A 20,953-nucleotide genomic window follows, 5' to 3' on the forward strand; every position below is an offset into this window, starting at 1 on the left:
ACGCATGTGCTGGCTGACACGCCGCATTCGCGAGCAAGCCCGCTCCCACATTTAAAGGCTTCAGCGTGCTCCGGGATCCGCCACCAGGCGTCCGGCATCCTTGGTCAAGGCCTGCAGGAATTCCTGCTGCAACTCCGGATCATTGCGGGTCAGTTCGATCAGGCTCTGTTCCAGCTCGCTGGCTTCTTCTTCCAGGCCCAGCTCCGACAGGCGCTTGACCCGGTGCACCCACTCGTTGACCTCGTCGTCTTCCAGGTCGTCATAGATCAAACCGTGAGCTTCGAGCAATTTGCCCCGCAGGGTGCCGCTGATGGCCAGGGATGAGTCCGAGTGCACGTCATCCTGGGCATCTTCAACACTGATCTTCAGGGTGCTGATGCGGTTCAGGTCCTGCTCGGCAAACGGGCTGTCCAACAGGTTCAGGCGCAGCACGCCATCGCGGTCGGTGGTCAGCTCATGGGTTTGCTTGCCGGCAGTCACCTGTACCGGGCGCTCGCTCCAGGGCAGGCTCGAATACTCCACGCGCTTGTCGCGCTGGACTTCATCGATACCCGCCAGGTTCTGTTGCGCACGGCCGTTGGATTGCACGTTCATGAACGGGTTGAGCCCGTCCACGCCATAGCTGAGCCAATCCCGGGTCATGCTGGCAGGCAGGTTGCCCAGGGCAAACACATTCGCCACGTTGGCGCCGACGCCCGCCACGAGCGCGACCGCGCCCAGGGGCATCTCATAGAGTTTGCGCCAGGGCTGGTAGGGCGTGTAGCGGTCGTAGCGACGGGTAACTTCGAACTCGGTGACCTCAAAGGTCTTTTGCTCGTGAATGCGCACCCGGCGTTGCGGCAGCTCCAGCACCTTCGGCTCGCCCACGTCGATCTGCAGGCTGTGATCGAGCAATTTGCGCTCGATGCGTTCCTCGTGCTCGCTGCGTTGCGACATTTGGTTGGCGCAGCCGCTGACCAGCAGGGCGCCACATAACGTGGCGCCCCCCAGGGCTATGGTGTTTCGCTTGAACATGACGACTCTTGATCTGGTTTTCAGCGACGAATACGCGCCTGAAGGAAAGACAGCACGTCAGCCACCGGCAACGGTTGGGCCTCGGCTTCGGTCCGGCTCTTGTATTCCAGATTGCCATCGGCCAGGCCGCGGTCACTGACCACGATCCGGTGCGGGATGCCAATCAATTCCATGTCGGCGAACTTGATGCCTGGGCTGGTTTTCTTGTCCCGATCATCCAGCAGCACTTCAAAACCGGCAGCCGTGAGTTCGGCATACAGTTTGTCGGTGGCTTCGCGTACTTGCTCGGTTTCGTAGCGCAGCGGTACCAGGGCAACCTGGAATGGCGCCAGGGCGTCGCTCCAGATGATGCCTTTCTCGTCGTTGTTCTGCTCGATGGCAGCCGCAACCACGCGGGATACGCCAATGCCGTAGCAGCCCATTTCCAGGGTGATCGGCTTGCCGTTCTCGCCCAGCACTTCGCACTTCATCGCCTTGCTGTACTTGTTGCCCAGCTGGAAGATGTGCCCGACTTCGATGCCGCGCTTGATTTCCAGGGTGCCCTTGCCGTCCGGGCTCGGGTCGCCGGCCACCACGTTGCGCAGGTCGGCCACGGTCGGAACCGGCAGGTCGCGTTCCCAGTTCACGCCGAAGTAGTGCTTGTCATCGATGTTCGCACCGATGCCGAAGTCGCTCATCAGCTCTACCGAACGGTCGATGATGATCGGCAGTGGCAGGTTCAGCGGGCCGAGGGAGCCAGCGCCGGCGCCAATGGCATCACGCAGTTCTGAGTCGGTGGCCATGACCAGCGGGCTGGCAACGCCTGGCTGCTGGGCGGCCTTGATTTCGTTGAGCTCGTGGTCGCCGCGGATCACCAGGGCGATCAGCTTGCCTTCTTCCTCGGCGCGCACGATCAGGGTCTTGATGGTCTTTTCAATCGGCAGATTGAATTTCTCCACCAGGGCCGCGATGGTCTTGGTCTCGGGTGTGTCCACCAGGCGCAGCTCTTCGCTTGGCGCAGGGCGGGAGGTTTCCCGTGGCACGGCTTCGGCTTTCTCGATGTTCGCCGCGTAGTCGGAACCGTTGCTGAACACGATGTCGTCTTCACCGGACTCGGCCAGCACGTGGAACTCGTGGGAGCCGGCACCGCCGATGGAGCCGTTGTCCGCTTCAACCGGGCGGAATTTCAGGCCCAGGCGCGTGAACACGTTGCAGTAGGCGGTGTGCATGCGGTCGTAGGTGACCTGCAGGGACGCCTGGTCAGCGTGGAACGAATAGGCGTCCTTCATGATGAATTCGCGGCCGCGCATCAAACCGAAGCGTGGGCGGATTTCGTCACGGAACTTGGTCTGGATCTGATACAGGTTGAGGGGCAGTTGCTTGTAGCTGCTCAACTCGTTGCGCATCAGGTCGGTGATCACTTCTTCGTGGGTCGGGCCGGCGCAGAAGTCCCGGCCATGACGATCCTTGAAGCGCAGCAATTCAGGGCCGTACTCTTCCCAGCGCCCGGATTCCTGCCACAGCTCAGCCGGTTGGGTGCTCGGCATCAACACTTCCAGAGAGCCGGCAGCGTTCATTTCTTCACGAACGATGGCTTCGACCTTGCGCATCACCTTCAAGCCCATGGGCAGCCAGGTGTACAGGCCCGAGGCCAGTTTGCGGATCATGCCGGCGCGCAGCATCAGCTGATGGCTGATCACGACCGCGTCGGAAGGCGTTTCTTTCTGTGTGGCGAGCAAATATTGACTGGTGCGCATGGTAGGCCGTTGTCGGTTGCTTGGACTTGAAATGACTTGGGATTGTACGGGCGCTTGCTGCCGACGTACAGGCATCTGGTTGCTGGAGCAGGGCTTCTGTGGGAGCTGGCATGCCTGCGATGCAGGCAACACGGTGTGTCAGTTACACCGCGGTGATGCAATCGCAGGCAAGCCAGCTCCTACAGTGATTCGTTTTCCTCGGGAGGATTCAAGCGAATCCGCCGGCTTTCCTGAAACCAGTGCAAGGCGATCAGGACCAGCGTCGGCACACCCAGCAGGCAGGTGATCATGAAGAAGTTGTGGTAACCGAACTTCTCGACCATCACCCCCGAATACCCGCCGATCAAGCGCGGCAGCAGCAGCATGATCGAGCTGAGCAGGGCGTATTGGGTGGCGGAGAACTTCAGGTTGGTCAGGCTCGACAGGTACGCGACAAACGCCGAGGTCGCCATGCCGGAACTGAAGTTGTCCAGGGAGATGGTGAAAATCAGCATCTGCAAGTCCGGGCCCATGTCGGCGAGCATCACGAACAGCAGGTTGGTGCCGGCCGATGCAATGCCGCCAATGAACAGGATCGGCAGAATCCCGAAGCGCACGATCAACAGGCCACCCATGCCGGCACCCAGCAGGGTCATGATCAGGCCGAAGACTTTGCTGACACCGGCGATCTGGTCCTTGGTAAAGCCCTGGTCGATATAGAACACGTTGGCCATTACGCCCATTACCGTGTCCGACATGCGGTAGGTGGCAATCAGCCCCAACAGCAGGAAGGCCTGCCAGCGGTAGCGCAGGATAAAATCGTTGACCGGCGTGAGCACCGGCGCCAGGCCCCGGCGGCCCATGGTCGACAGGCACAGCGTGGTCAGGATGATGTAGAGGATGGCCCGCAGGAACGCGCGATCTTCCAGCAGCAGGTCCAGCAGGCTGACCCCATGGAACAGCACGCTGGCGAAGTCAGTGTTGTACAGCTGGGTGAACATCGCCGGTACCGAGACCAGCAGCACGATCAACACGAACACCGACACTAATTGGTGAGCAAAGCTGTAGCGCCCGGCCTGCAATTGGGTACGCAGCGGCACATTGGGTTCGCGCATGAACAGCGTGGTCAGCAGCGCAGGCACCATCAGCGCACCAAACAGCACGTACGTACCGGCCCATGCCGAGTGCTTGTAGTTGAACCCGGTGGAACCGAAGCCTTCGGCAAAAAACAGCGCACCTGCGGTGGCAAGCAGCGCGGCCACGCGATAACCGGACATATAGCTGGCGGCAAGCGCGGCCTGCTGGCTGTCGCTGGCGATTTCCAGGCGGTAGGCGTCTACGGCGATGTCTTGCGTGGCGGAAGCGAAGGCCACGATCACGGCGATGGCGATCAGCCAGGACAGATGCTTTTGCGGATCACAGAAACCCATGCCGATCAATCCGAGGATCACCAGCGTCTGGGACAGTACCAGCCAGGAGCGACGACGTCCGAGCTTGCCGAGCAGTGGCAGGCGCCATTGGTCGAGCAGGGGCGACCAGACCCACTTGAAGGCATAGGCCAGGCCGATCAGGCTCGCATAACCGATGGTTTCGCGGGCCACGCCGGCCTCGCGCAACCATACCGAGAGCGTCGAGAACACCAACATGTAAGGCAAGCCGGCAGCAAAGCCGAGCAGCAACAGCACTAACGTCGAGGGGCTGGCATAGGCGGCGAGCGCGGCGCGCCAGGTTTTACGGGGCATGGGCTGGAGTCTGCCTCAGAATTACGCAAATAAAGCGCGCACTCTAACCGCTGTGCTCTACCGGGCGCCAGCCATGACGCTGAATATCAACACGATTGTTCAGGATGCTGACGCCTTCGCCGCGCAAACGCGCACGTTGCTCGTCACCCGAGGCACTGCCCACCGGCAGACTTATCCGACCACCGGCACCCAGCACGCGATGCCAGGGCAGTTTGGTGTCCTCGGGCAGTTGGCTCAGGGTGCGACCCACCCAACGTGCGGCGCGACCCAAACCGGCGAGGTGTGCCAGCTCCCCGTAGCTGATCACGCAGCCTTCGGGCACTTGGGCGAGGGTCAGGTACAGCACGGTGCGGCGCATTTCAGCGGGGCTTTGCGGAGCGTCGGTCAGTTCGTTCACGGGGGCATATCCGATGAAAATATCCGTCTATTTGTAAGAAATTTCTGAAAAATGGGGGGCTGAGAGCGGAACTCGATACGAATACCCGAGTCAGTCCTTGCTAAGAAGTTATCCACCCCGATAATGCCCGTTTTTTCGTCAAACTCGAGCCCCATATCCGCTTATGTTGTCCAGAACCCTGCTGTGCCTCGCTGTCTTCAGCGCCTCCACCCCGTTGCTCGCCGACACCGTCTGGTTGAAGAACGGTGACCGCCTGACCGGCAAGATCAAGGTTTTCGACGGCGGCAAGCTGCTGATCCAGACCGACTATGCCGGCGCGATCCCGGTGGACTGGAAGCAGGTCAAGACCCTGGAGAGCGATCAGGAATTGCTGGTCAAGCAGGATGCCTACAGCGGTGAGAAGGCCAAGTCCCTGCAGCCGGCCGACGATGGCAAGGTCATCCTGGCCAACGGCGAGGCGCCCAAGACTGTCGACCTGGCGAGCATCCAGCAGATCATCAAGCCCAAGCCGGTGATCGAGGACCTGGTGTGGAAGGGCAATGTCGATATGGCGCTGGACTACAAGCGCGCGGAAAACGACACCAACGACTACGACATCGACTTCAAGACCACTGCCCGCCATGGCCAGTGGCGCCATACCGCCGAGGGCGAATACAACCGCGAATTCCAGGACGACGTGACCACCACCGACAACTGGGCGCTGGAGTACGACCTGGACCGGTTTATTACCGAACACTGGTTCTGGCAGGGCCGCTTGACCTACAAGCGCGACAAGGTCGAGGACCTGTCCCGCCAGCGCACCGTGGGTACCGGCCCGGGCTACCAATTCTGGGATGACGAACTGGGCGCGTTCTCCCTCGGTTCGCTGGTCAACCGCACCGACTATGAATACCAGGACGGCGGCAAGGACAACTTCTATTCGCTGGCCATGAAGTGGAACTACAACCGCTACCTGGTGGGCAAGACCGTTGAATTCTTCACCAATGGCGAAGTGGGCAAGCCGCTGGCCGGGCCGTCCGAGTACTCCCTGGATGCGGAAATGGGCTTGCGCTACAAAGTCACCGAGTGGGCCTCCCTCAACCTCAAGGCCGAGCGCGACATTATTAGTGGCGACTCGGAAAGCGCGTTGAGCAAGACCCGCTACACCGCAGGGTTCGGCGTCGCTTGGTAATTAAAGGCGTAACCCGCCGTCCATTTCCAGAATCCGCCCGGTGTAGTAGTCGTTCTCGAAGATATACGCCGCTGAATGGGCAATCTCCTCAGGCCGCCCCATGCGCTTGAGGGGAATGCCGGCGGTCATCTTCTCCAAGGCCTCGGGCTTCATGCTCAGGGTCATCTCGGTCTCGATAAACCCCGGTGCGATGCCCGCCACGCGGATGCCGTAGCGCGCCAGCTCCTTGGCCCAGGTCACAGTGGCGGCCGCTACACCGGCCTTGGCGGCGGAGTAGTTGGTCTGCCCGACATTGCCGGCCCGCGAGATCGACGAGATATTGATAATGGTGCCCTGGTTCTTCAGCTCCACCATTTTCGCCGCCACCTCACGGGTGCACAGGAACACCCCGGTAAGGTTGACATCGATCACCGCCTGCCACTGGGCCAGGCTCATCTTGGTCATCTCGCCGTCCTTGACCTTGAGCAGCAAGCCATCACGCAAGATCCCGGCGTTGTTGATCAAGCCGTTGATCGCACCGAAGTCTTCGGCGATCTGTGCCACGGTGTGGGTCACCTGCTCTTCATTCGCCACGTTGCACAGATAGGCGCGGGCCTTCACTCCATGGGCCTGGCAGGCGGCCACCGCCTGGTCGAGTTTTTCCTGATTGAGGTCCACCAGCGCCAGGTTGGCACCTTTGGCGGCAAAATACTCGGCCATGGAGCGGCCCAAACCCTGGCAACCGCCGGTGATAATGATTACTTTGTCGTTGAGATGCATTCGCAAGTCCTGTGGGCAGAATTAAGCGGCTATCCAAGTTTGTTTTTTGACGAAATTTATCGAAGGAGTCATAAGTTGAGCGCGCACGTTGCCAAGAATGCCCGAGAACTACTGCTCAAGGAATACCGTGGGGCACTCGCCACCTTGTCCAAGGCCATGCCCGGTTTCCCTTTTGGCTCGGTGGTGCCGTATTGCCTGGACGCCGAGGGTCGGCCGCTGATCCTGATCAGCCGTATCGCCCAGCACACCCACAACCTGCAGAAAGACCCCAAGTGCTCGTTGCTGGTCGGTGAGCGTGAGGCGGACGACGTGCAAGCGGTAGGGCGCCTGACCTACCTCGCCGAGGCCGAAAAGCTCGAAGACGGCGCTGCGATTGAAGCCGCCGCCGAGCGTTATTACCGCTATTTCCCGGACTCGGCGAACTACCACAAGGCCCATGATTTTGACTTCTGGGTGCTCAAGCCGGTGCGCCATCGTTATATCGGCGGGTTCGGCGCGATCCACTGGGTCGACCAACTGACCCTGGCCAATCCGTTTGCCGGCAAGGCCGAGCTGAGCATGGTCGAGCACATGAACAGCGACCACACCAAGGCGATTGCCCACTATGTCGAACTGGCCGGCCTGCCGACCTCCGAGCCTGCGCAACTGGCCGGTATCGACAGCGAAGGCATGCACTTGCGCATTGGCCAGGCCCTCTACTGGCTGCCCTTTGCCGAGCCTTGCAACACGCCGACACAAGTACGCGAAGCCCTGGTTTTCCTGGCTCACGCCGAGGTCTGGCCGAAAAAAGCAGCCGCTGAAGCTTGAATTCACGAAACGGCGACGTCATCTAAGGTGGAGTAGCAAGGCATTCTTGCGTTGAGGAACCATTTGATGCGCCCTTTTTTGTTGCTCTTTTTGTTGTTTCCGGTGCTTGAGCTGTTCGTATTCGTACAAGTCAGCGGGGCAATCGGGTTTTTCCCGGCGCTGCTGCTGATCATTCTCGGCTCGATGCTCGGCGTACTGGTGCTGCGCGTCGCCGGCCTGGCCACGGCGCTGCGTGCCCGTGAAAGCCTGAATCGCGGCGAGCTGCCGGCCCAGACCATGCTCGAAGGCCTGATGATGGCATTGGCCGGTGGCCTGCTGATCCTGCCGGGCTTTATCAGCGATGTGGTTGGCCTGGTGATGTTGCTGCCATTCACTCGCAAAGTGCTGGCGGGCAAGATGCGCCAGCGTGCCGAAGAGGCTGCCATTCGCCAGCGCGCCTTTGCCGACGACCTGCAACCCCGTGGTGGCCCGGCCCCGCGCCAGCCCCTGGGGCGCGAAGGTGACGTGATCGAAGGTGAGTTCGAACACCGCGACCCCAAGTAATCTCCTCACTGGCACGGCACCCGCGGGTGCCGTGCGGCTTTTGAAGACGCCCCCCGACACAAAAATTTTCATCTCGGTACCCTTGTAATAAGCTTATGCGCCCTTATGTAACGGTCACCGCAAGGTTTCTGGTGGCGACACCAGACAGACTTCCGCGTTTCGCGCCGCGAACCGCGACCGGCACCGCCGGAATTTAACTAGCCGGAATTGACACCGGCCGATGAAAAACACAATTAGGAGAGATCGACAATGAGCAAGCTTCGTCCTCTGCATGACCGCGTCGTCATCCGTCGCAGTGAAGAAGAAAAGAAAACCGCTGGCGGTATCGTGCTGCCAGGTTCGGCTGCTGAGAAAGCCAACCACGGTGTGATTCTCGCTGCTGGCCCAGGCAAGACCCTGGAAAACGGTGAAGTACGTGCGCTGGCTGTGAAAGTGGGTGACAAGGTTGTTTTCGGCCCTTACTCCGGCAGCAACACTGTGAAAATCGACGGCGAAGACCTGCTGGTAATGGCTGAGAACGAGATTCTCGCTGTTCTGGAAGGCTGATTTCCCCGTTCATCTTCCCGTTACTACAAAGTATTTAAGGAATATCGATCATGGCTGCTAAAGAAGTTAAATTCGGCGATTCCGCCCGTAAGAAAATGCTCGCCGGTGTGAACGTCCTGGCTGACGCAGTAAAAGCGACCCTGGGCCCTAAAGGCCGTAACGTGATCATCGAGAAGAGCTTCGGCGCTCCGACCATCACCAAGGACGGCGTTTCCGTCGCCAAAGAAATCGAGCTGAAAGATCGCTTCGAAAACATGGGCGCGCAGCTGGTCAAAGACGTTGCCTCCCGTGCCAACGATGACGCAGGCGACGGCACCACCACCGCGACCGTCCTGGCTCAGTCGATCGTCAACGAAGGCCTGAAAGCCGTCGCTGCCGGCATGAACCCGATGGACCTGAAACGTGGCATCGACAAGGCGACCATCGCCATTGTCAAAGAGCTGAAGTCCCTGTCCAAGCCATGCGCTGACACCAAGGCAATCGCTCAGGTCGGCACTATCTCGGCCAACTCCGACAGCTCCATCGGCGACATCATTGCCGAAGCCATGGAAAAAGTCGGTAAAGAAGGCGTGATCACCGTTGAAGAAGGCTCGGGCCTGGAAAACGAACTGTCGGTTGTTGAAGGCATGCAGTTCGACCGTGGCTACCTGTCCCCGTACTTCGTCAACAAGCCAGACACCATGACCGCCGAGCTCGACGGCCCGCTGATCCTGCTGGTTGACAAGAAGATCTCCAACATCCGTGAACTGCTGCCAGTTCTGGAAGCTGTTGCCAAGGCCGGCCGCCCACTGCTGATCGTTTCCGAAGACGTTGAAGGCGAAGCCCTGGCGACTCTGGTTGTGAACAACATGCGCGGTATCGTGAAAGTGGTTGCTGTCAAGGCACCTGGTTTCGGCGATCGTCGCAAGGCAATGCTGCAGGACATCGCTGTTTTGACTGGCGGTACCGTTATCTCCGAAGAGATCGGCCTGAGCCTGGAAAGCGCTACCCTGGAACACCTGGGTAATGCCAAGCGCGTCACCGTGACCAAGGAAAACACCACCGTGATCGACGGTGCCGGTGTTGAAGCTGACATCCAGGCACGTGTTACCCAGATCCGCGCTCAAGTGGCTGATACCACTTCCGACTACGACCGTGAAAAACTGCAAGAGCGTCTGGCCAAGCTGTCCGGCGGCGTTGCAGTGATCAAGGTTGGCGCGGGTTCCGAAGTTGAAATGAAAGAGAAGAAAGCCCGCGTTGAAGACGCCCTGCACGCTACCCGTGCAGCCGTTGAAGAAGGCGTGGTACCTGGCGGTGGCGTGGCGCTGGTTCGCGCTCTGCAGGCTATCTCCGAGCTGAAAGGCGACAACGCTGACCAAGACGTCGGTATCGCTCTGCTGCGTCGTGCTGTTGAAGCACCTCTGCGCCAGATCGTTGCCAACTCCGGCGACGAGCCAAGCGTAGTGGTCGACAAGGTCAAGCAGGGTTCGGGTAACTTCGGTTACAACGCTGCTACCGGCGAATACGGCGACATGATCGAAATGGGCATCCTGGACCCGGCTAAAGTGACTCGTTCGGCTCTGCAAGCGGCTTCGTCGATTGCCAGCTTGATGATCACCACTGAAGCAATGATCGCCGAGATCAAAGAAGATGCTCCAGCTGGCGGCGGTATGCCAGACATGGGCGGTATGGGCGGCATGGGCGGCATGATGTAAGCCAGTCTTACCCCGATACTGAAAAACCCCGCCTGCAGCGATGCAGGCGGGGTTTTTTTATGCTGATCGTTCCCACGCTCTGCGTGGGAATGCCGCCAGGGACGCTCCGCGTCTCTCTTTACGCGCACGCCTCAGCTGACGCCGCGACGCCCCAGCAGTTTCTTGAACATGAAGCCGCGAGCCAGCATCAGGTGCGAGGCGGGCGGCAAAGATGCCACGGGTCCCGGTGCCGCAGAGCCGGATGACGGATGGACAGGCACGTGTGCGGTTTTTTTGAGGGGCGCCGGTTGGGGCCGCTCCCAATGGCCGGACATGACCACCATGCCCAGCAGTTTGAGGGTATTGCCGTAATAGTCATGGTCACGGATGGACCGGCGTTGCAGGTTGTCCCAAAGGTTATTGAGCCACAGCTGATTGTCGGGGTTGATCATTGCGCTGACCCCGAGTGCCGCCACAAAGGCCGGCTCATTGTGCGCTTCCTCGATCGCACTGCCGTCGATTCGGTAGCCACTGTTGAAGTTGCCCGGCTCATCGTGGGTGGTGGCGCGTGCCCAGCGGTTGAAGGTGGTCAAGGTGTACAGCGCACGCGGGTCACCGTACATCAGGTAATCCAGGCCGATGCGCCACGGGTAGCGGGCCGCGTTCCACGAATAGCTGCCGTCGTATGGGCCTTCCACCAGATCGGGCCGCGCCGGGGTGATCGAGGTGTCCAGGTGGCTGATGAAGTCCGGCACCAGCCCGCTGTTGGCGCTGTACCGTTGGGTAAAGTCACTGATGATCGAATAGGTCTTGTCGCGCACCGCCTGCCAGCGCTTGTCCCCGGTCATGGTGAAAAAGCTGTAGAGGTGCGACTGCATGAAGTCCGAGCTGCGGGTGGTGTACTCAAGCTCTGCGTCACCGTCGGTACCGGCCCAGTCGCCGAGCATCAGGTGCTGAGTCCTGGGGTGCACCTCGTGTTTCATGATCGCCGCCATCACCGTGTTGGCCTCGCTGCGATAGTCAATGGAGCCCTCGCTGCCCCATTTCTGATCGGCCAGCAGCAGGGCGTAGGCGATGTCCAGGTCGCCATCGGTGGCACTGACGTCGCCACGGAAAGGGTCGGTGGAGTCGCCGCATCCCTCGGTCTGGTTCCAGGCCATCAGGCCGGGATCGGACGCTGCCGGGTGATCCTGGAAGTAGCGCACCATGCCGTCGAAAGTCCGTTGGGCCTGGTCATCGTAGTCGGCCATCATCACAGTGAGCAGCATGCCGTAGCCATGGGCCTCGGACACGGTGATGGTGTTGGGCGCGGCGCCACCACCCACGGGTTTGTGGTCGGCGTTGACCTTGATGAAATACCGGCCGCTGCCGCATTCCCCCGACAGGTAAACCGCCTTCCAGTCCTTGTAGAACGTGACCAGTTGTTGATCCATGGTCGCCTGGGGCTGGCGATTGGGCAGGATGGTGCCGGGGTAGTAGGGCGCGTGAACATTCTGGGCCGCAACGCCGCCTGACCATGAACCGGCGGCCATGCACAGTGATAACAGCAGCGTGGGCAGATGCCGTTTAGGGTGACGCATGAGCTGACTCTCCAACCTGATCCAAAGGGCAAGGTCGCGAGGTTAGCGGCAGCGTGGATGTTCCACTGTCACAGGCTGTAACAGCCTAGGCCGGGCGCAGTGCGAGGGTCAGGGTCAGGCGTGCGCCGCCCAACGGGCTGCGGGTGATCGACAGCTCACCCCCGTGCCAATGGGTGGCGCGCTTGGCCAGTGCCAGGCCGAGGCCAAATCCGCTGGGCTCGTCGCCGCCCATGGCCAGGCGCACGAAGGGTTCGAAGATCTTTTCGCGGTTTTCCGGCAGCACGCCCGGGCCGTCATCATCCACATGCAGCACCAGGTGCTGGCCCTGGCACGCTGCGCTGACGTTCACCCGTTCGCGGGCGTAGTTAATGGCGTTGCTTAACAGGTTGCGCACGATCAGATGCAGCAGGGCGCGGTCGCCGATCAGTTCCAGGTCGGCCGGGTCGGTGTCCAGGGTCAGCAAGCGATGGTGCCCGTCCAGCAGGGCAAACTCCTGCTGCAGCCAGGCATGGAGATTGATTGGCTCATGCTGCAGGTCGCTGGGTGCATCGGCCAGCCGGGCAAAGGCGAGGCTGGCGCGAACCAGCGACTCCAGCTCTTCGATATCGGTGTGCAGGCGCTCTTGCAGGCGGGTGCGGGTGTCGGGGTCGGCGCTTTTACTCAGTAGTGCCAGGGCAAAACGCATCCGCGCCAGGGGTGTGCGCAGTTCGTGGGACACCGCCTGGGAAACCTCCCGGTGGCGTTCGCCCATCGAGCTGATATCCAGCGCGTGCCGTTGCAAGGTCAGCAGCAGCGGCGCCCACTCCTGGCTCATCGCGGGCAGCAGCGTGTTGGGCGAGCGGGCGAGGGTAGCAATGCAGGCATTAAGGGCATCGAGGTCATGGGTGTATTTGCGCCGGGCACGCAGGGCAATCCAGAGAAACAGCAGTACCGGCATGCCGGCGACACAGGCGGTCACCCAGTACACCGGATATTGCAGCAGGTCCTTCACTTCGGCGGTTCCCCACAAGGGGCCGAATTGAATCACCGTGTCATCGTCCAGCGGGAAGTAGGTGACGTCCTCATCACTGTTCTGCGCCGGCTGATGGTGGTCGAGCATCACAATAGCTTCAGGCGGCAGCTCGATATCATCCTTTTTCACCAGGCTCACCGGGTACTGAAAGCGTGCTTGCAGTGACTCGATGCGCGCCTCCCGTTGTTCGGCGGGCAAGGCCTTGAGTTGCTCGGCAACCAGATAACCCGGCCCGGCCATCAGCCGCAGAAAACTGTAGTCCCCGATAAACACCGAGGCGTTCGAGCACAACCACAACAGGTAAAAAGTGAGGGCGGCCCAGCTGGTGCCGGCCGCGATGGCCATCCACGGGCGAACTTTAGACAGCATGCTGGCTCCCCGTCGGGATTTCGACGAACAGGTATCCCTGCGCCGTGATGGTCTGGATGGTCACGGGGCACGCAAGGCTCATCAGCTTTTTGCGCAAGCGCGACACCCGCATATCAATCGATCGGTTCAGCCCGTCGTACTCCAGGCCGCGCAGGCGCTGGAGCAGCTTTTCCCGGGTCAGCAATACGCCGCAATGGCGGGCAAAGATGGCGAGCAACTCGAATTCGGCCACCGAAAACTGCAAGGGCGCCTCGCCAAGCCAGGCGAAGTGGTTGTTCAGGTCCAGCCGAAAAGCGCCCCACTGATAGTAGCTGCGAGGTGCCTGGGGATGGCGGCGCAGCAGCGAGCGGATCCTTGCCAGCAACAGTTGCGGGTCGATCGGCTTGACAACGTAGTCGTCGGCCCCGGCGGCAAACCCCACCAATTGTTCGGCGTTCTCGTCCAGGGCCGTCATCATCAGGATCAGCCCGGGGTAGTGGTCGCGAATCTGTCGGCACAGGGTAAAACCGTCGATGCCCGGCAGCATCACATCGAGGATCAACAGTGCCGGTTGTTCATCCTGGATACGCTGGGCGGCGCGGTCGCCACGGTGTTCCACTGCAACGCTAAAGCCTTCGGCGCGCAGGAACTCGGCCGTCAGTGCCGCCAGGGGCAGGTCGTCTTCGATCAGCAACAGGGTATCGGACATGAATCAGCAGGATCGTTGCCAAAAAGTGCGCAGAGTGTTGCGCCCTTGCCCCCGGCTAGGCAAGGGCTGTTCATCACGGCGTCACGGGCTGCTTGCGGAAGGCGGGCTGCGGTGTTTTCACCGGCCGGTACAGCAGGAAGTAATAGGCGCCCAAACAAATCAGCCAGCTGAAAATTGCCGTCCACACGTTGTGGGAAAGAAAGTGCGCCCCTTGCATCGTGCGGCTCACCGAAAGCACCGTGCCCAGGCCCAGCGCAAACAGGAACGCCGAGCGCGCCATCCGCGGTCGGCGATCCCTCAGGGCAAAAAACAACGCAAACAGCGCAAACCCGGTCGCCGCATGTCCGCCCGGCCAGCAACGGCCAGGCTTGTCGGTCGGCGGCCTGGGGCTCAGCAGTTCGCTGTACGTCTCCTGGCCGCCAAACTCCTTGACGCTCCACGGGCATTGCACCCCGGTCACCGTCTTCAGCGGTGAAACGAACGAGGTGGCCAGTGCCAGCGACAGCACCAGGCAGCCCAGTTCCCGGCGATAGGGTTTGAGTCGCTCAAAGACAAAGGCCCCGGCAAACCCGGCGATTGCCAGCACCGAAAACACGATCACCATCTGCTTGGCGCGATCGTGAAGAATGTCCTCCAGAAAAAAACTGTGCCGGCCCACGAAGCCGCCTTCGGACGCGTCGTAAAACAGCCTGGCGATGTCCATGTCCAGCGACGTCAGCTCCAGCAGCAACATGGCCACCGCCAGAACGGCAGGCACACCGAGGCACAGCCAGAAGTTGAGGGGTTGGGATAACGGACGAACAGCGATTGCGTGCATGGCGAACTCAGACTCTAAAAAAAGCCCCGGTCAGACCTGGCCGGGGCATTTTGGTTAGCGTGTACTCACTTGGGGAACCTCGTCCTTGGGCACCCTCCAGCTCAGCAACTGTTGCTTGTAGCCATAACTGGCGCCCTGGTAGTAGGTGATGGCCCGCTGGATCAACGGGTCATCGCTGCCAACGCGGATTTCGTGGCTGTCGCCCAGGGCCTGGTCATGCCGACGCAAGCCTTGGCGCGGGCTGAGAATCGCCAGGTCCTTGCCGTCGAACAACCCCAGGTACTGGTAATTGCCGACCACTACCCGTGGCGGCAGCGGGTTGTCTTGCAGCAGGTTGCGGCCAAAGAACGTCGACTCGTAGCTCAGGTTCAGCAAGCCCAGCAGGGTCGGGGCGAGGTCGATCTGGCTGGCCAGCTTCGCGTTCTCGCCGGCTTCTACCAGCTTGGGTGCGTAGATGAACAGCGGGATCTGGTAGTTGACCATCGGCAGGTCTTCCTTGCCGGCGCTGCCCGCCGTGTGGTCGGCGACGAAAATAAAGATCGTGTTGTCGAACCAGGGTTTCTGGCGCGCCGCCTCCAGGAACTGGCCGATGGCATGGTCGGTGTACTTCACCGCGCCGTCGCGACCGTCACCGGATTTGATATCAATGCGGCCAGCCGGGTAGGTATACGGACGGTGGTTGGAGGTGGTCATCAGTTGCAGCAGGAATGGTTGCTGCTTGGCGTAGTCGGCGTCCGCCAGTTTCAGCGTCTGTTTATAGAGGTCTTCGTCGGCCATGCCCCAGGCGTTTTTAAAGCTGATTTCGGATTCGGGCACGCTGCTCTGGTCGACCACGCGGTAACCGTTGCCGCTGAAAAACGCGTTCATGTTGTCGAAGTAGCCCCGGCCGCCGTAGACAAACACGCTGTCGTAGCCGATGGCGTTGAGCTGCTGGCCGAGGCTGCCGAAACCGCTTTCCCGGCCGATACGCTTGACGATGGAACGCCCGGGCGTCGGCGGGATGGCCAGGGTGATGGCTTCCAGGCCGCGGTCGGTGCGAGTGCCGGTGGCGTAGAAGTTATTGAAGTACAGGCTCTGTTTGCGCAGCGCATCGAGGTTGGGCGTGAGGTTATTCGGGTCGCCGTTGCTGCCCATGTACTTGGCACTGAAGCTTTCGATGGTCACCAGCACGATGTTGGGTTTGCGCAGCGTGCCCGGGTTGGTAATGGCGCGACGGATATCCAGCGGATCCGTGCCGATAAACCGTGCGTTGGGCTCGCTGAGTTCGGCGCGCAACTGCTTGGCGACTACATCCGCCGGCAGGCTCTTGTAGAACTGGGTGTAGTCCAGTTCGTTGTTACGGAAGGCGGCGAAGAACTGATAGGGGCCGTTGCTGGCCAATTCGTTGTTGTAGGCGTTACCGCCCTGGCTGCGCGGGCTGTCCTGGTTGATCAGTTGCAGGCTCAGGCCGGCCACCAGCAACAGGCCAAGGGCACTGAGCAGACGCTTGCGCATCGCAGGCAACGGCGCGTCCATGGCCGCGTTGAACGGTTTACGCAAGACCACGCTCAAGACGATCGCCATCACGGCCAGCAGGCTCAGCAGCTTGCCGATCGGGTACGACTCCAGCAGGTTGTTCAGCACTTCCTTGGAGTAGACCAGGTAATCCACGGCAATAAAGTTGAAGCGCACGCCGAACTCGTCCCAGAACAGCCATTCGGCCACGCTGGTGAAAAGCATGGCGAACAGGCTGACGGTGAGTACCGCCTGCAGGAACCAGCGATGGCCGCGACGGCGCCACAAGGCCGGTGGGCACAGCAGCAAATACAGGCCCAGGGGCAGGGCGGCATAGGCGAGGAAGCCGAGGTCATAGAGCAGGCCCACGCCGAATACCGGCAGCAGGTTACCGCTCACTTCATCCAGATGGGTTACCAGCAGCACGCTGCGGGTCAGTAGAAAAACCACCAGCCAGGCACCGGTTACCAACAGCAAATAGCGCATTGGCGCTGTTTTGGGAAAACCCATGTCAATGTTCCTTATTTTCGATGGGCGCGATCTTCGCGCTGACACTGTAGTCAGGTTGTGAACCTATAGTGAAAAACTCGTTAAGTCTCGCAATCGGTTGAAAACAGTAATCGGCGCGGCCTTCAGGCCTAGCCGTGAGCCATACTTGGCCTTAAGCTGCGCGAGCCAACACGGCCGTTACCGCGTACGGAGACACTGCCCATGCGAATTTTATTGGTTGAAGACAACCGCGATATTCTGGCCAACCTGGCCGATTACCTGGGGCTGAAGGGCTACACCGTAGACTGTGCGCAGGACGGTTTGTCGGGCCTGCACCTGGCTGCCACCGAACATTACGACCTGATCGTGCTCGACATCATGCTGCCTGGCATTGATGGCTACACCCTGTGCAAACGCCTGCGTGAAGACGCGCGCCGCGACACGCCGGTGATCATGCTCACTGCGCGCGACCAACTGGATGACCGGCTGCAGGGCTTCAAGTCCGGCGCCGATGACTACCTGCTCAAGCCGTTTGCGCTGTCGGAGCTGGCCGCGCGTATCGAAGCGGTGCTGCGTCGTGCCCAGGGCGGCGGGCGCCGTGCCTTGCAAGTGGGTGACCTGAACTACGACCTCGACACCCTGGAAGTCACCCGCGAAGGGCGCCTGCTCAAGCTCAACCCGGTCGGCCTGAAGCTGTTGGCGGTGCTGATGCAGAAAAGCCCGCATGTATTGCGCCGTGAGATTCTTGAAGAAGCCCTGTGGGGCGATGACTGCCCGGACAGCGACAGCCTGCGCAGCCATGTCCATCAACTGCGTCAGGTGATTGATAAACCCTTCGCCAAGCCGTTGCTGCAAACGGTGCACGGTGTGGGTTATCGCCTGGCCGAGGGTCGTGATGGAGTTTAAGCAAAGCCTTGCCCAGCGGATCATCATCGCCTTCGCCTTGATGAGCGCGCTGGTGGCGGGGGCCTTCGCCATGGGCATCGTCGCAACGGTGCACCTGGTGGAAGAAAAACTCATTTCGGCAGGCCTGGGCGGTGACTTGCAACGCCTGTTGCTGATGGACAGCGTCGAGGACTGGAGCCATCGCCCCGAGCCCGACCAGTTGTTCTACTTCAGCGGCGGCCCTGGCGATTTTGAACTGCCCAAGGACTTGCGCCACCTCGACGCCGGTTTTCACGAGGTGTTCCGCGAACAGCTTTCCTACCACGCAATGGTCGAAATCGTTGACGGTCGCCGTTATGTCCTGCTGCAAGACCAGAGCGATTTCGAAGAACGCGAGCGCGTGCTGTTTGCTGTCGTGCTGGTGGGGTTTGTACTCAGCCTGGCGCTGGCGGTATTTCTCGGTTGGGTACTGGCGCGCAAGGTAATGGCGCCGGTGGTACGCCTGGCCCGCCAGGTGCGGCACCGCGACCAGTTACTTGGCCTGGCACCACCGCTGGCGCCGGATTACGCCGCGGATGAAGTCGGCGAATTGGCCGTGGCCTTCGACGCCACCCTGGGCCGTTTGCGCCAGGCATTGTCCCGGGAGCAACTGTTTACCAGTGACGTGAGCCACGAATTGCGCACCCCGCTGATGGTGCTCGCCAGTTCCTGCGAGCTGTTGCTGGAGAACCCCGCGATTGACCAGCGCGGCCGCATGCAGGTCGAGCGCATTGCGCGGGCCTGTGAAGAAATGCGCGAACTGGTGCAGACCTTCCTGATGCTGGCCCGTGCCCAGCGCGAGGAGGCCGGCATGTCGCCCCAGGCCAACCTGGCCCAGGTGGCCGAGGACTTGCTGGGGATCTGGCGTGAGCCGATCGAGCGCAAAGGCCTTGAGCTGATCTATCAACCGGGCAATCCACTGGATACCCGCTACAACGCGACCTTCCTGCACGCGGTCATGGGCAACCTGTTGCGTAATGCCCTGCACTACACCGAGCATGGCTTGATCCGCCTTACTCTGGAACCGAGCGGTTTTGTGGTGGAAGACACTGGCGTGGGCATTCCCGAGGACAAGCGCGAAGCGATGTTCGAACCGTTTGTGCGTGGCAGTGAAAAGCGCGGTGAAGGCCTTGGCCTGGGTTTGTCCTTGGTTCAGCGCATCTGCGAGAACCAGGGTTGGAGCGTCAGCCTCAGCACCATGGAGCCCAACGGCTGCCGCTTTCACGTCGAATTGAGTCAGGTCAAAGCCTGATGCCTGCCCTGCCGCTAAGCTGCGGCAGACTTCCTGATTTTCGCCGAAGATGGCATCATGCCACGACTTGTGTCTGCAAAGTTTTGTAATGTATACGATTCGACAGGACAAGTTTTTCACAACGTGTTGACCTGTTGATCACAGGATTCTTTTTAAGGTTGTAGGCATCAGTAACTGGAGACCCGGTGATGCCTACCCCGATCAAGCTCGAATTTTCCGAAAAGTACGACGATCAGCACGCGCAGAATTATTTACTCAAACATCAGGACAATCTGGCTCGCCGGTTGTCCCACAAACGCGACGAGCAATTGGCCCGTGGTGCGCTGGCCATGGCCGGTGAGCCTGGCCTGGTGCTGGATTTGCCATGTGGTGCCGGGCGTTTCTGGCCGTTGCTGGCAGAAAAGCCCAACCGCGTGATCATCGGCGCCGACAACTCCGCGTCGATGTTGAAGATTGCCACCGTCGCCCAGCCGGCGGATGTGGTGAAACGGGTACGCCCCTTGCAAACGTCTGCCTTTGATATCGATTTGCCAGATAATGCGGTCGACAGTATTTTCTGCATGCGCTTGATGCACCACATTGGTGACCCCGAGCACAGGCTGGCAATACTGCGCGAATTTCAGCGTGTTACCCGTGACAGCGTGATTATCTCGCTGTGGGTGGACGGCAACTTCAAGGCGTGGAAACGCAAGCGTGCCGAAGTGCGGCGTCGCAACAAGGGTGAGCAGGAAGGTTACCAAAATCGGTTTGTGTTACCGGCTGCTACTGTTGAGGCAGAGTTTGAGCAGGCCGGTTTCCGTGTTCAGGAATCTCTGGACTTCATACCGCTCTACGCCATGTGGCGAGTGTATGTATTGCGCAAGAGGTAACAGGATGGCTGTCGAGTGTTTACCAGGTAGTGAAGTAGCTCCCGAGGAGCGATTTGATTATTTCTGGCGCCAGCAGGGCGAGTGGGTCGAAGAGCCCAATCGTCGTCGCGGCGGTGAAAGTGGTGTGCAACGGGTGACGGGCACCAATGGGCGTTTGCTCTACAGCAAGCGCCAGACCGGTCATATCTACCGTAGTTGGCTCCATCCGTTTGGGCGCCCCACTGTGTTGCGTGAGCGTGACGCCCTGAAGGGCCTGCGCTTGCTGGATGTACGCGTGCCGGAGTTGGTGTTCTGCGAGGCCCGTCGCGATCCTGAGCACCAATGGAAGGCGTTGTTGGTGACGGCGTCGCTGGACGGTTTCGACGAGATTGAAAACTGGTACGCCGCCGGTGGTCGTGAGCAGTATGGCGAGTTGGTGCATGAGCGTTTGCTCAAGGAACTCGCGGGTACGTTGGCGCGGATGCACAAGGGGCGTTGGCAGCATGGTTGCCTGTATATCAAGCATATCTTTGTGCGGGTGACGGGTGAGGGGGACGCGGCGAAGGTTGAGGTGGCGTTGCTGGATTTCGAGAAGTGCCGGCAGCGCTTGACCGCTTTGCGGGCGGCCCGGCATGACATGTTGCAGTTGCGCCGCCATTCGTCGTGGAATGCTACGGACTGGCAAAAACTGAGCTACTTTTACGAGACGGCGTTTGGCAGCGCTATCAAGGGTTTAACGTAATGAAGCTAGAAATTGCACGAGGTTTGTTTCTGTTGGGGGCTTTGGGCATAGCTGCCCTGGCCCTGGCTGCCTGGGAGCAGCCCCGGACACAAGTTCTCAGTGCGGTGCAGGGTGTCGGGCAGCAATGCCCGATGCCGCGGATCGCCAAGGTCGGTGTCGCGGCCAAGCCTGATCATGAGTTGTTGTTGTTCATGTTCGGGATGTCCCAAGGGATGAGGCCACAGAGTTGAAGAGATTGAAGCCCAAATAAAAGGCCTCGCTAGTTCGAGGCCTTTTATTTGGGCTTGGGTTTTGGGTTGGTTGGTTGATTGATCGAGTACATATCCGTTGCTGCGGTAACGGCGGCTTATGGTTCCGCTCTTACAGCGGGT

General features: G+C 60.4%; 20 protein-coding genes. 10 read left to right on the top strand and 10 right to left on the bottom strand.

Annotation, left to right across the window (positions count from 1 at the left end; all coding sequences use genetic code 11):
• Nucleotides 1-60: 60 nt before the first annotated feature.
• The 4 genes from ACW9I6_RS19935 to ACW9I6_RS19950 form a co-directional block, all read right to left on the bottom strand.
• Nucleotides 61-1,014 carry a hypothetical protein gene (locus ACW9I6_RS19935; RefSeq protein ID WP_003208616.1) on the bottom strand — a complete coding sequence of 318 codons (954 nt, stop codon included), beginning with the start codon at nt 1,012-1,014 and terminating at the stop codon, nt 61-63.
• A gap of 20 nt (nt 1,015-1,034) precedes the next feature.
• Nucleotides 1,035-2,750 (bottom strand): proline--tRNA ligase, encoded by a 1,716-nt coding sequence (locus tag ACW9I6_RS19940; RefSeq protein WP_003208614.1) that lies wholly within the window; start codon nt 2,748-2,750, stop codon nt 1,035-1,037.
• A gap of 179 nt (nt 2,751-2,929) precedes the next feature.
• Nucleotides 2,930-4,471, bottom strand: a complete 1,542-nt coding sequence (locus tag ACW9I6_RS19945; RefSeq protein WP_008433581.1) for an AmpG family muropeptide MFS transporter — start codon at nt 4,469-4,471, stop codon at nt 2,930-2,932.
• A 43-nt stretch (nt 4,472-4,514) separates the two neighbouring features.
• Complete coding sequence (locus tag ACW9I6_RS19950) at nt 4,515-4,829, bottom strand: MGMT family protein (protein ID WP_218166212.1); 315 nt, start codon at nt 4,827-4,829, stop codon at nt 4,515-4,517.
• A 202-nt stretch (nt 4,830-5,031) separates the two neighbouring features.
• Here ACW9I6_RS19950 and ACW9I6_RS19955 point away from each other — a divergent pair, with 202 nt between their 5' ends.
• On the top strand, nt 5,032-6,039 hold the full coding sequence (locus tag ACW9I6_RS19955; protein WP_177009843.1) for a DUF481 domain-containing protein: 1,008 nt from the start codon (nt 5,032-5,034) through the stop codon (nt 6,037-6,039).
• On the opposite strand, the gene ACW9I6_RS19960 is transcribed toward ACW9I6_RS19955, so the two are convergent.
• Nucleotides 6,040-6,798: an SDR family oxidoreductase gene (locus ACW9I6_RS19960; protein WP_457339718.1), complete on the bottom strand. Its 759-nt coding sequence runs from the start codon at nt 6,796-6,798 to the stop codon at nt 6,040-6,042.
• 75 nt (nt 6,799-6,873) lie between these two features.
• On the opposite strand from ACW9I6_RS19960, the gene ACW9I6_RS19965 reads away from it, so the two are divergent.
• The 4 genes from ACW9I6_RS19965 to groL all read left to right on the top strand — a co-directional run bounded on the left by ACW9I6_RS19965 (nt 6,874) and on the right by groL (nt 10,388).
• Nucleotides 6,874-7,605 carry a HugZ family pyridoxamine 5'-phosphate oxidase gene (locus ACW9I6_RS19965; RefSeq protein WP_003208603.1) on the top strand — a complete coding sequence of 244 codons (732 nt, stop codon included), beginning with the start codon at nt 6,874-6,876 and terminating at the stop codon, nt 7,603-7,605.
• A 66-nt stretch (nt 7,606-7,671) separates the two neighbouring features.
• Nucleotides 7,672-8,148: an FxsA family protein gene (locus tag ACW9I6_RS19970; RefSeq protein ID WP_003208601.1), complete on the top strand. Its 477-nt coding sequence runs from the start codon at nt 7,672-7,674 to the stop codon at nt 8,146-8,148.
• A gap of 249 nt (nt 8,149-8,397) precedes the next feature.
• Complete coding sequence (locus tag ACW9I6_RS19975; protein ID WP_003208599.1) at nt 8,398-8,694, top strand: co-chaperone GroES; 297 nt, start codon at nt 8,398-8,400, stop codon at nt 8,692-8,694.
• 50 nt (nt 8,695-8,744) lie between these two features.
• A complete protein-coding gene (groL, locus tag ACW9I6_RS19980) occupies nt 8,745-10,388 on the top strand; it encodes a chaperonin GroEL (RefSeq protein WP_003208597.1) in 1,644 nt (547 codons plus the stop codon).
• Nucleotides 10,389-10,519: 131 nt separating this feature from the next.
• Here the strand turns inward: groL and ACW9I6_RS19985 are convergent, their stop codons facing one another.
• The 5 genes from ACW9I6_RS19985 to ACW9I6_RS20005 form a co-directional block, all read right to left on the bottom strand.
• The gene (locus tag ACW9I6_RS19985) at nt 10,520-11,947 is read right to left on the bottom strand and encodes a glycosyl hydrolase family 8 (protein ID WP_301049564.1); all 1,428 of its coding nucleotides are present in this window, start codon (nt 11,945-11,947) and stop codon (nt 10,520-10,522) included.
• Nucleotides 11,948-12,032: 85 nt separating this feature from the next.
• Nucleotides 12,033-13,328: a sensor histidine kinase gene (locus tag ACW9I6_RS19990; protein ID WP_102606185.1), complete on the bottom strand. Its 1,296-nt coding sequence runs from the start codon at nt 13,326-13,328 to the stop codon at nt 12,033-12,035.
• A complete protein-coding gene (locus ACW9I6_RS19995) occupies nt 13,318-14,016 on the bottom strand; it encodes a response regulator transcription factor (RefSeq protein ID WP_102606184.1) in 699 nt (232 codons plus the stop codon). Before ACW9I6_RS19995 ends, ACW9I6_RS19990 begins: the two co-directional genes overlap by 11 nt.
• Before the next feature lie 73 nt (nt 14,017-14,089).
• Nucleotides 14,090-14,833: a phosphatase PAP2 family protein gene (locus ACW9I6_RS20000; RefSeq protein WP_003208590.1), complete on the bottom strand. Its 744-nt coding sequence runs from the start codon at nt 14,831-14,833 to the stop codon at nt 14,090-14,092.
• Nucleotides 14,834-14,887: 54 nt separating this feature from the next.
• On the bottom strand, nt 14,888-16,837 hold the full coding sequence (locus tag ACW9I6_RS20005) for an LTA synthase family protein (protein ID WP_008433599.1): 1,950 nt from the start codon (nt 16,835-16,837) through the stop codon (nt 14,888-14,890).
• Nucleotides 16,838-17,038: 201 nt separating this feature from the next.
• Here ACW9I6_RS20005 and colR point away from each other — a divergent pair, with 201 nt between their 5' ends.
• The 5 genes from colR (at nt 17,039) to ACW9I6_RS20030 (ending at nt 20,812) form a co-directional block, all read left to right on the top strand.
• A complete protein-coding gene (gene colR / locus ACW9I6_RS20010) occupies nt 17,039-17,722 on the top strand; it encodes a two-component system response regulator ColR (protein ID WP_003208587.1) in 684 nt (227 codons plus the stop codon).
• A complete protein-coding gene (locus tag ACW9I6_RS20015) occupies nt 17,712-18,992 on the top strand; it encodes a sensor histidine kinase (RefSeq protein ID WP_457339719.1) in 1,281 nt (426 codons plus the stop codon). Before colR ends, ACW9I6_RS20015 begins: the two co-directional genes overlap by 11 nt.
• A gap of 188 nt (nt 18,993-19,180) precedes the next feature.
• Nucleotides 19,181-19,861 (top strand): class I SAM-dependent methyltransferase, encoded by a 681-nt coding sequence (locus ACW9I6_RS20020; RefSeq protein ID WP_008433602.1) that lies wholly within the window; start codon nt 19,181-19,183, stop codon nt 19,859-19,861.
• Nucleotides 19,862-19,865: 4 nt separating this feature from the next.
• Complete coding sequence (locus ACW9I6_RS20025) at nt 19,866-20,582, top strand: lipopolysaccharide kinase InaA family protein (protein WP_023659223.1); 717 nt, start codon at nt 19,866-19,868, stop codon at nt 20,580-20,582.
• Complete coding sequence (locus ACW9I6_RS20030; RefSeq protein ID WP_008433604.1) at nt 20,582-20,812, top strand: hypothetical protein; 231 nt, start codon at nt 20,582-20,584, stop codon at nt 20,810-20,812. The genes ACW9I6_RS20025 and ACW9I6_RS20030 overlap by 1 nt, the downstream gene beginning before the upstream one ends.
• The last annotated feature ends 141 nt before the right edge of the window (nt 20,813-20,953 follow it).

The sequence above is a fragment of the Pseudomonas sp. SDO5522_S412 genome, from assembly GCF_054071215.1.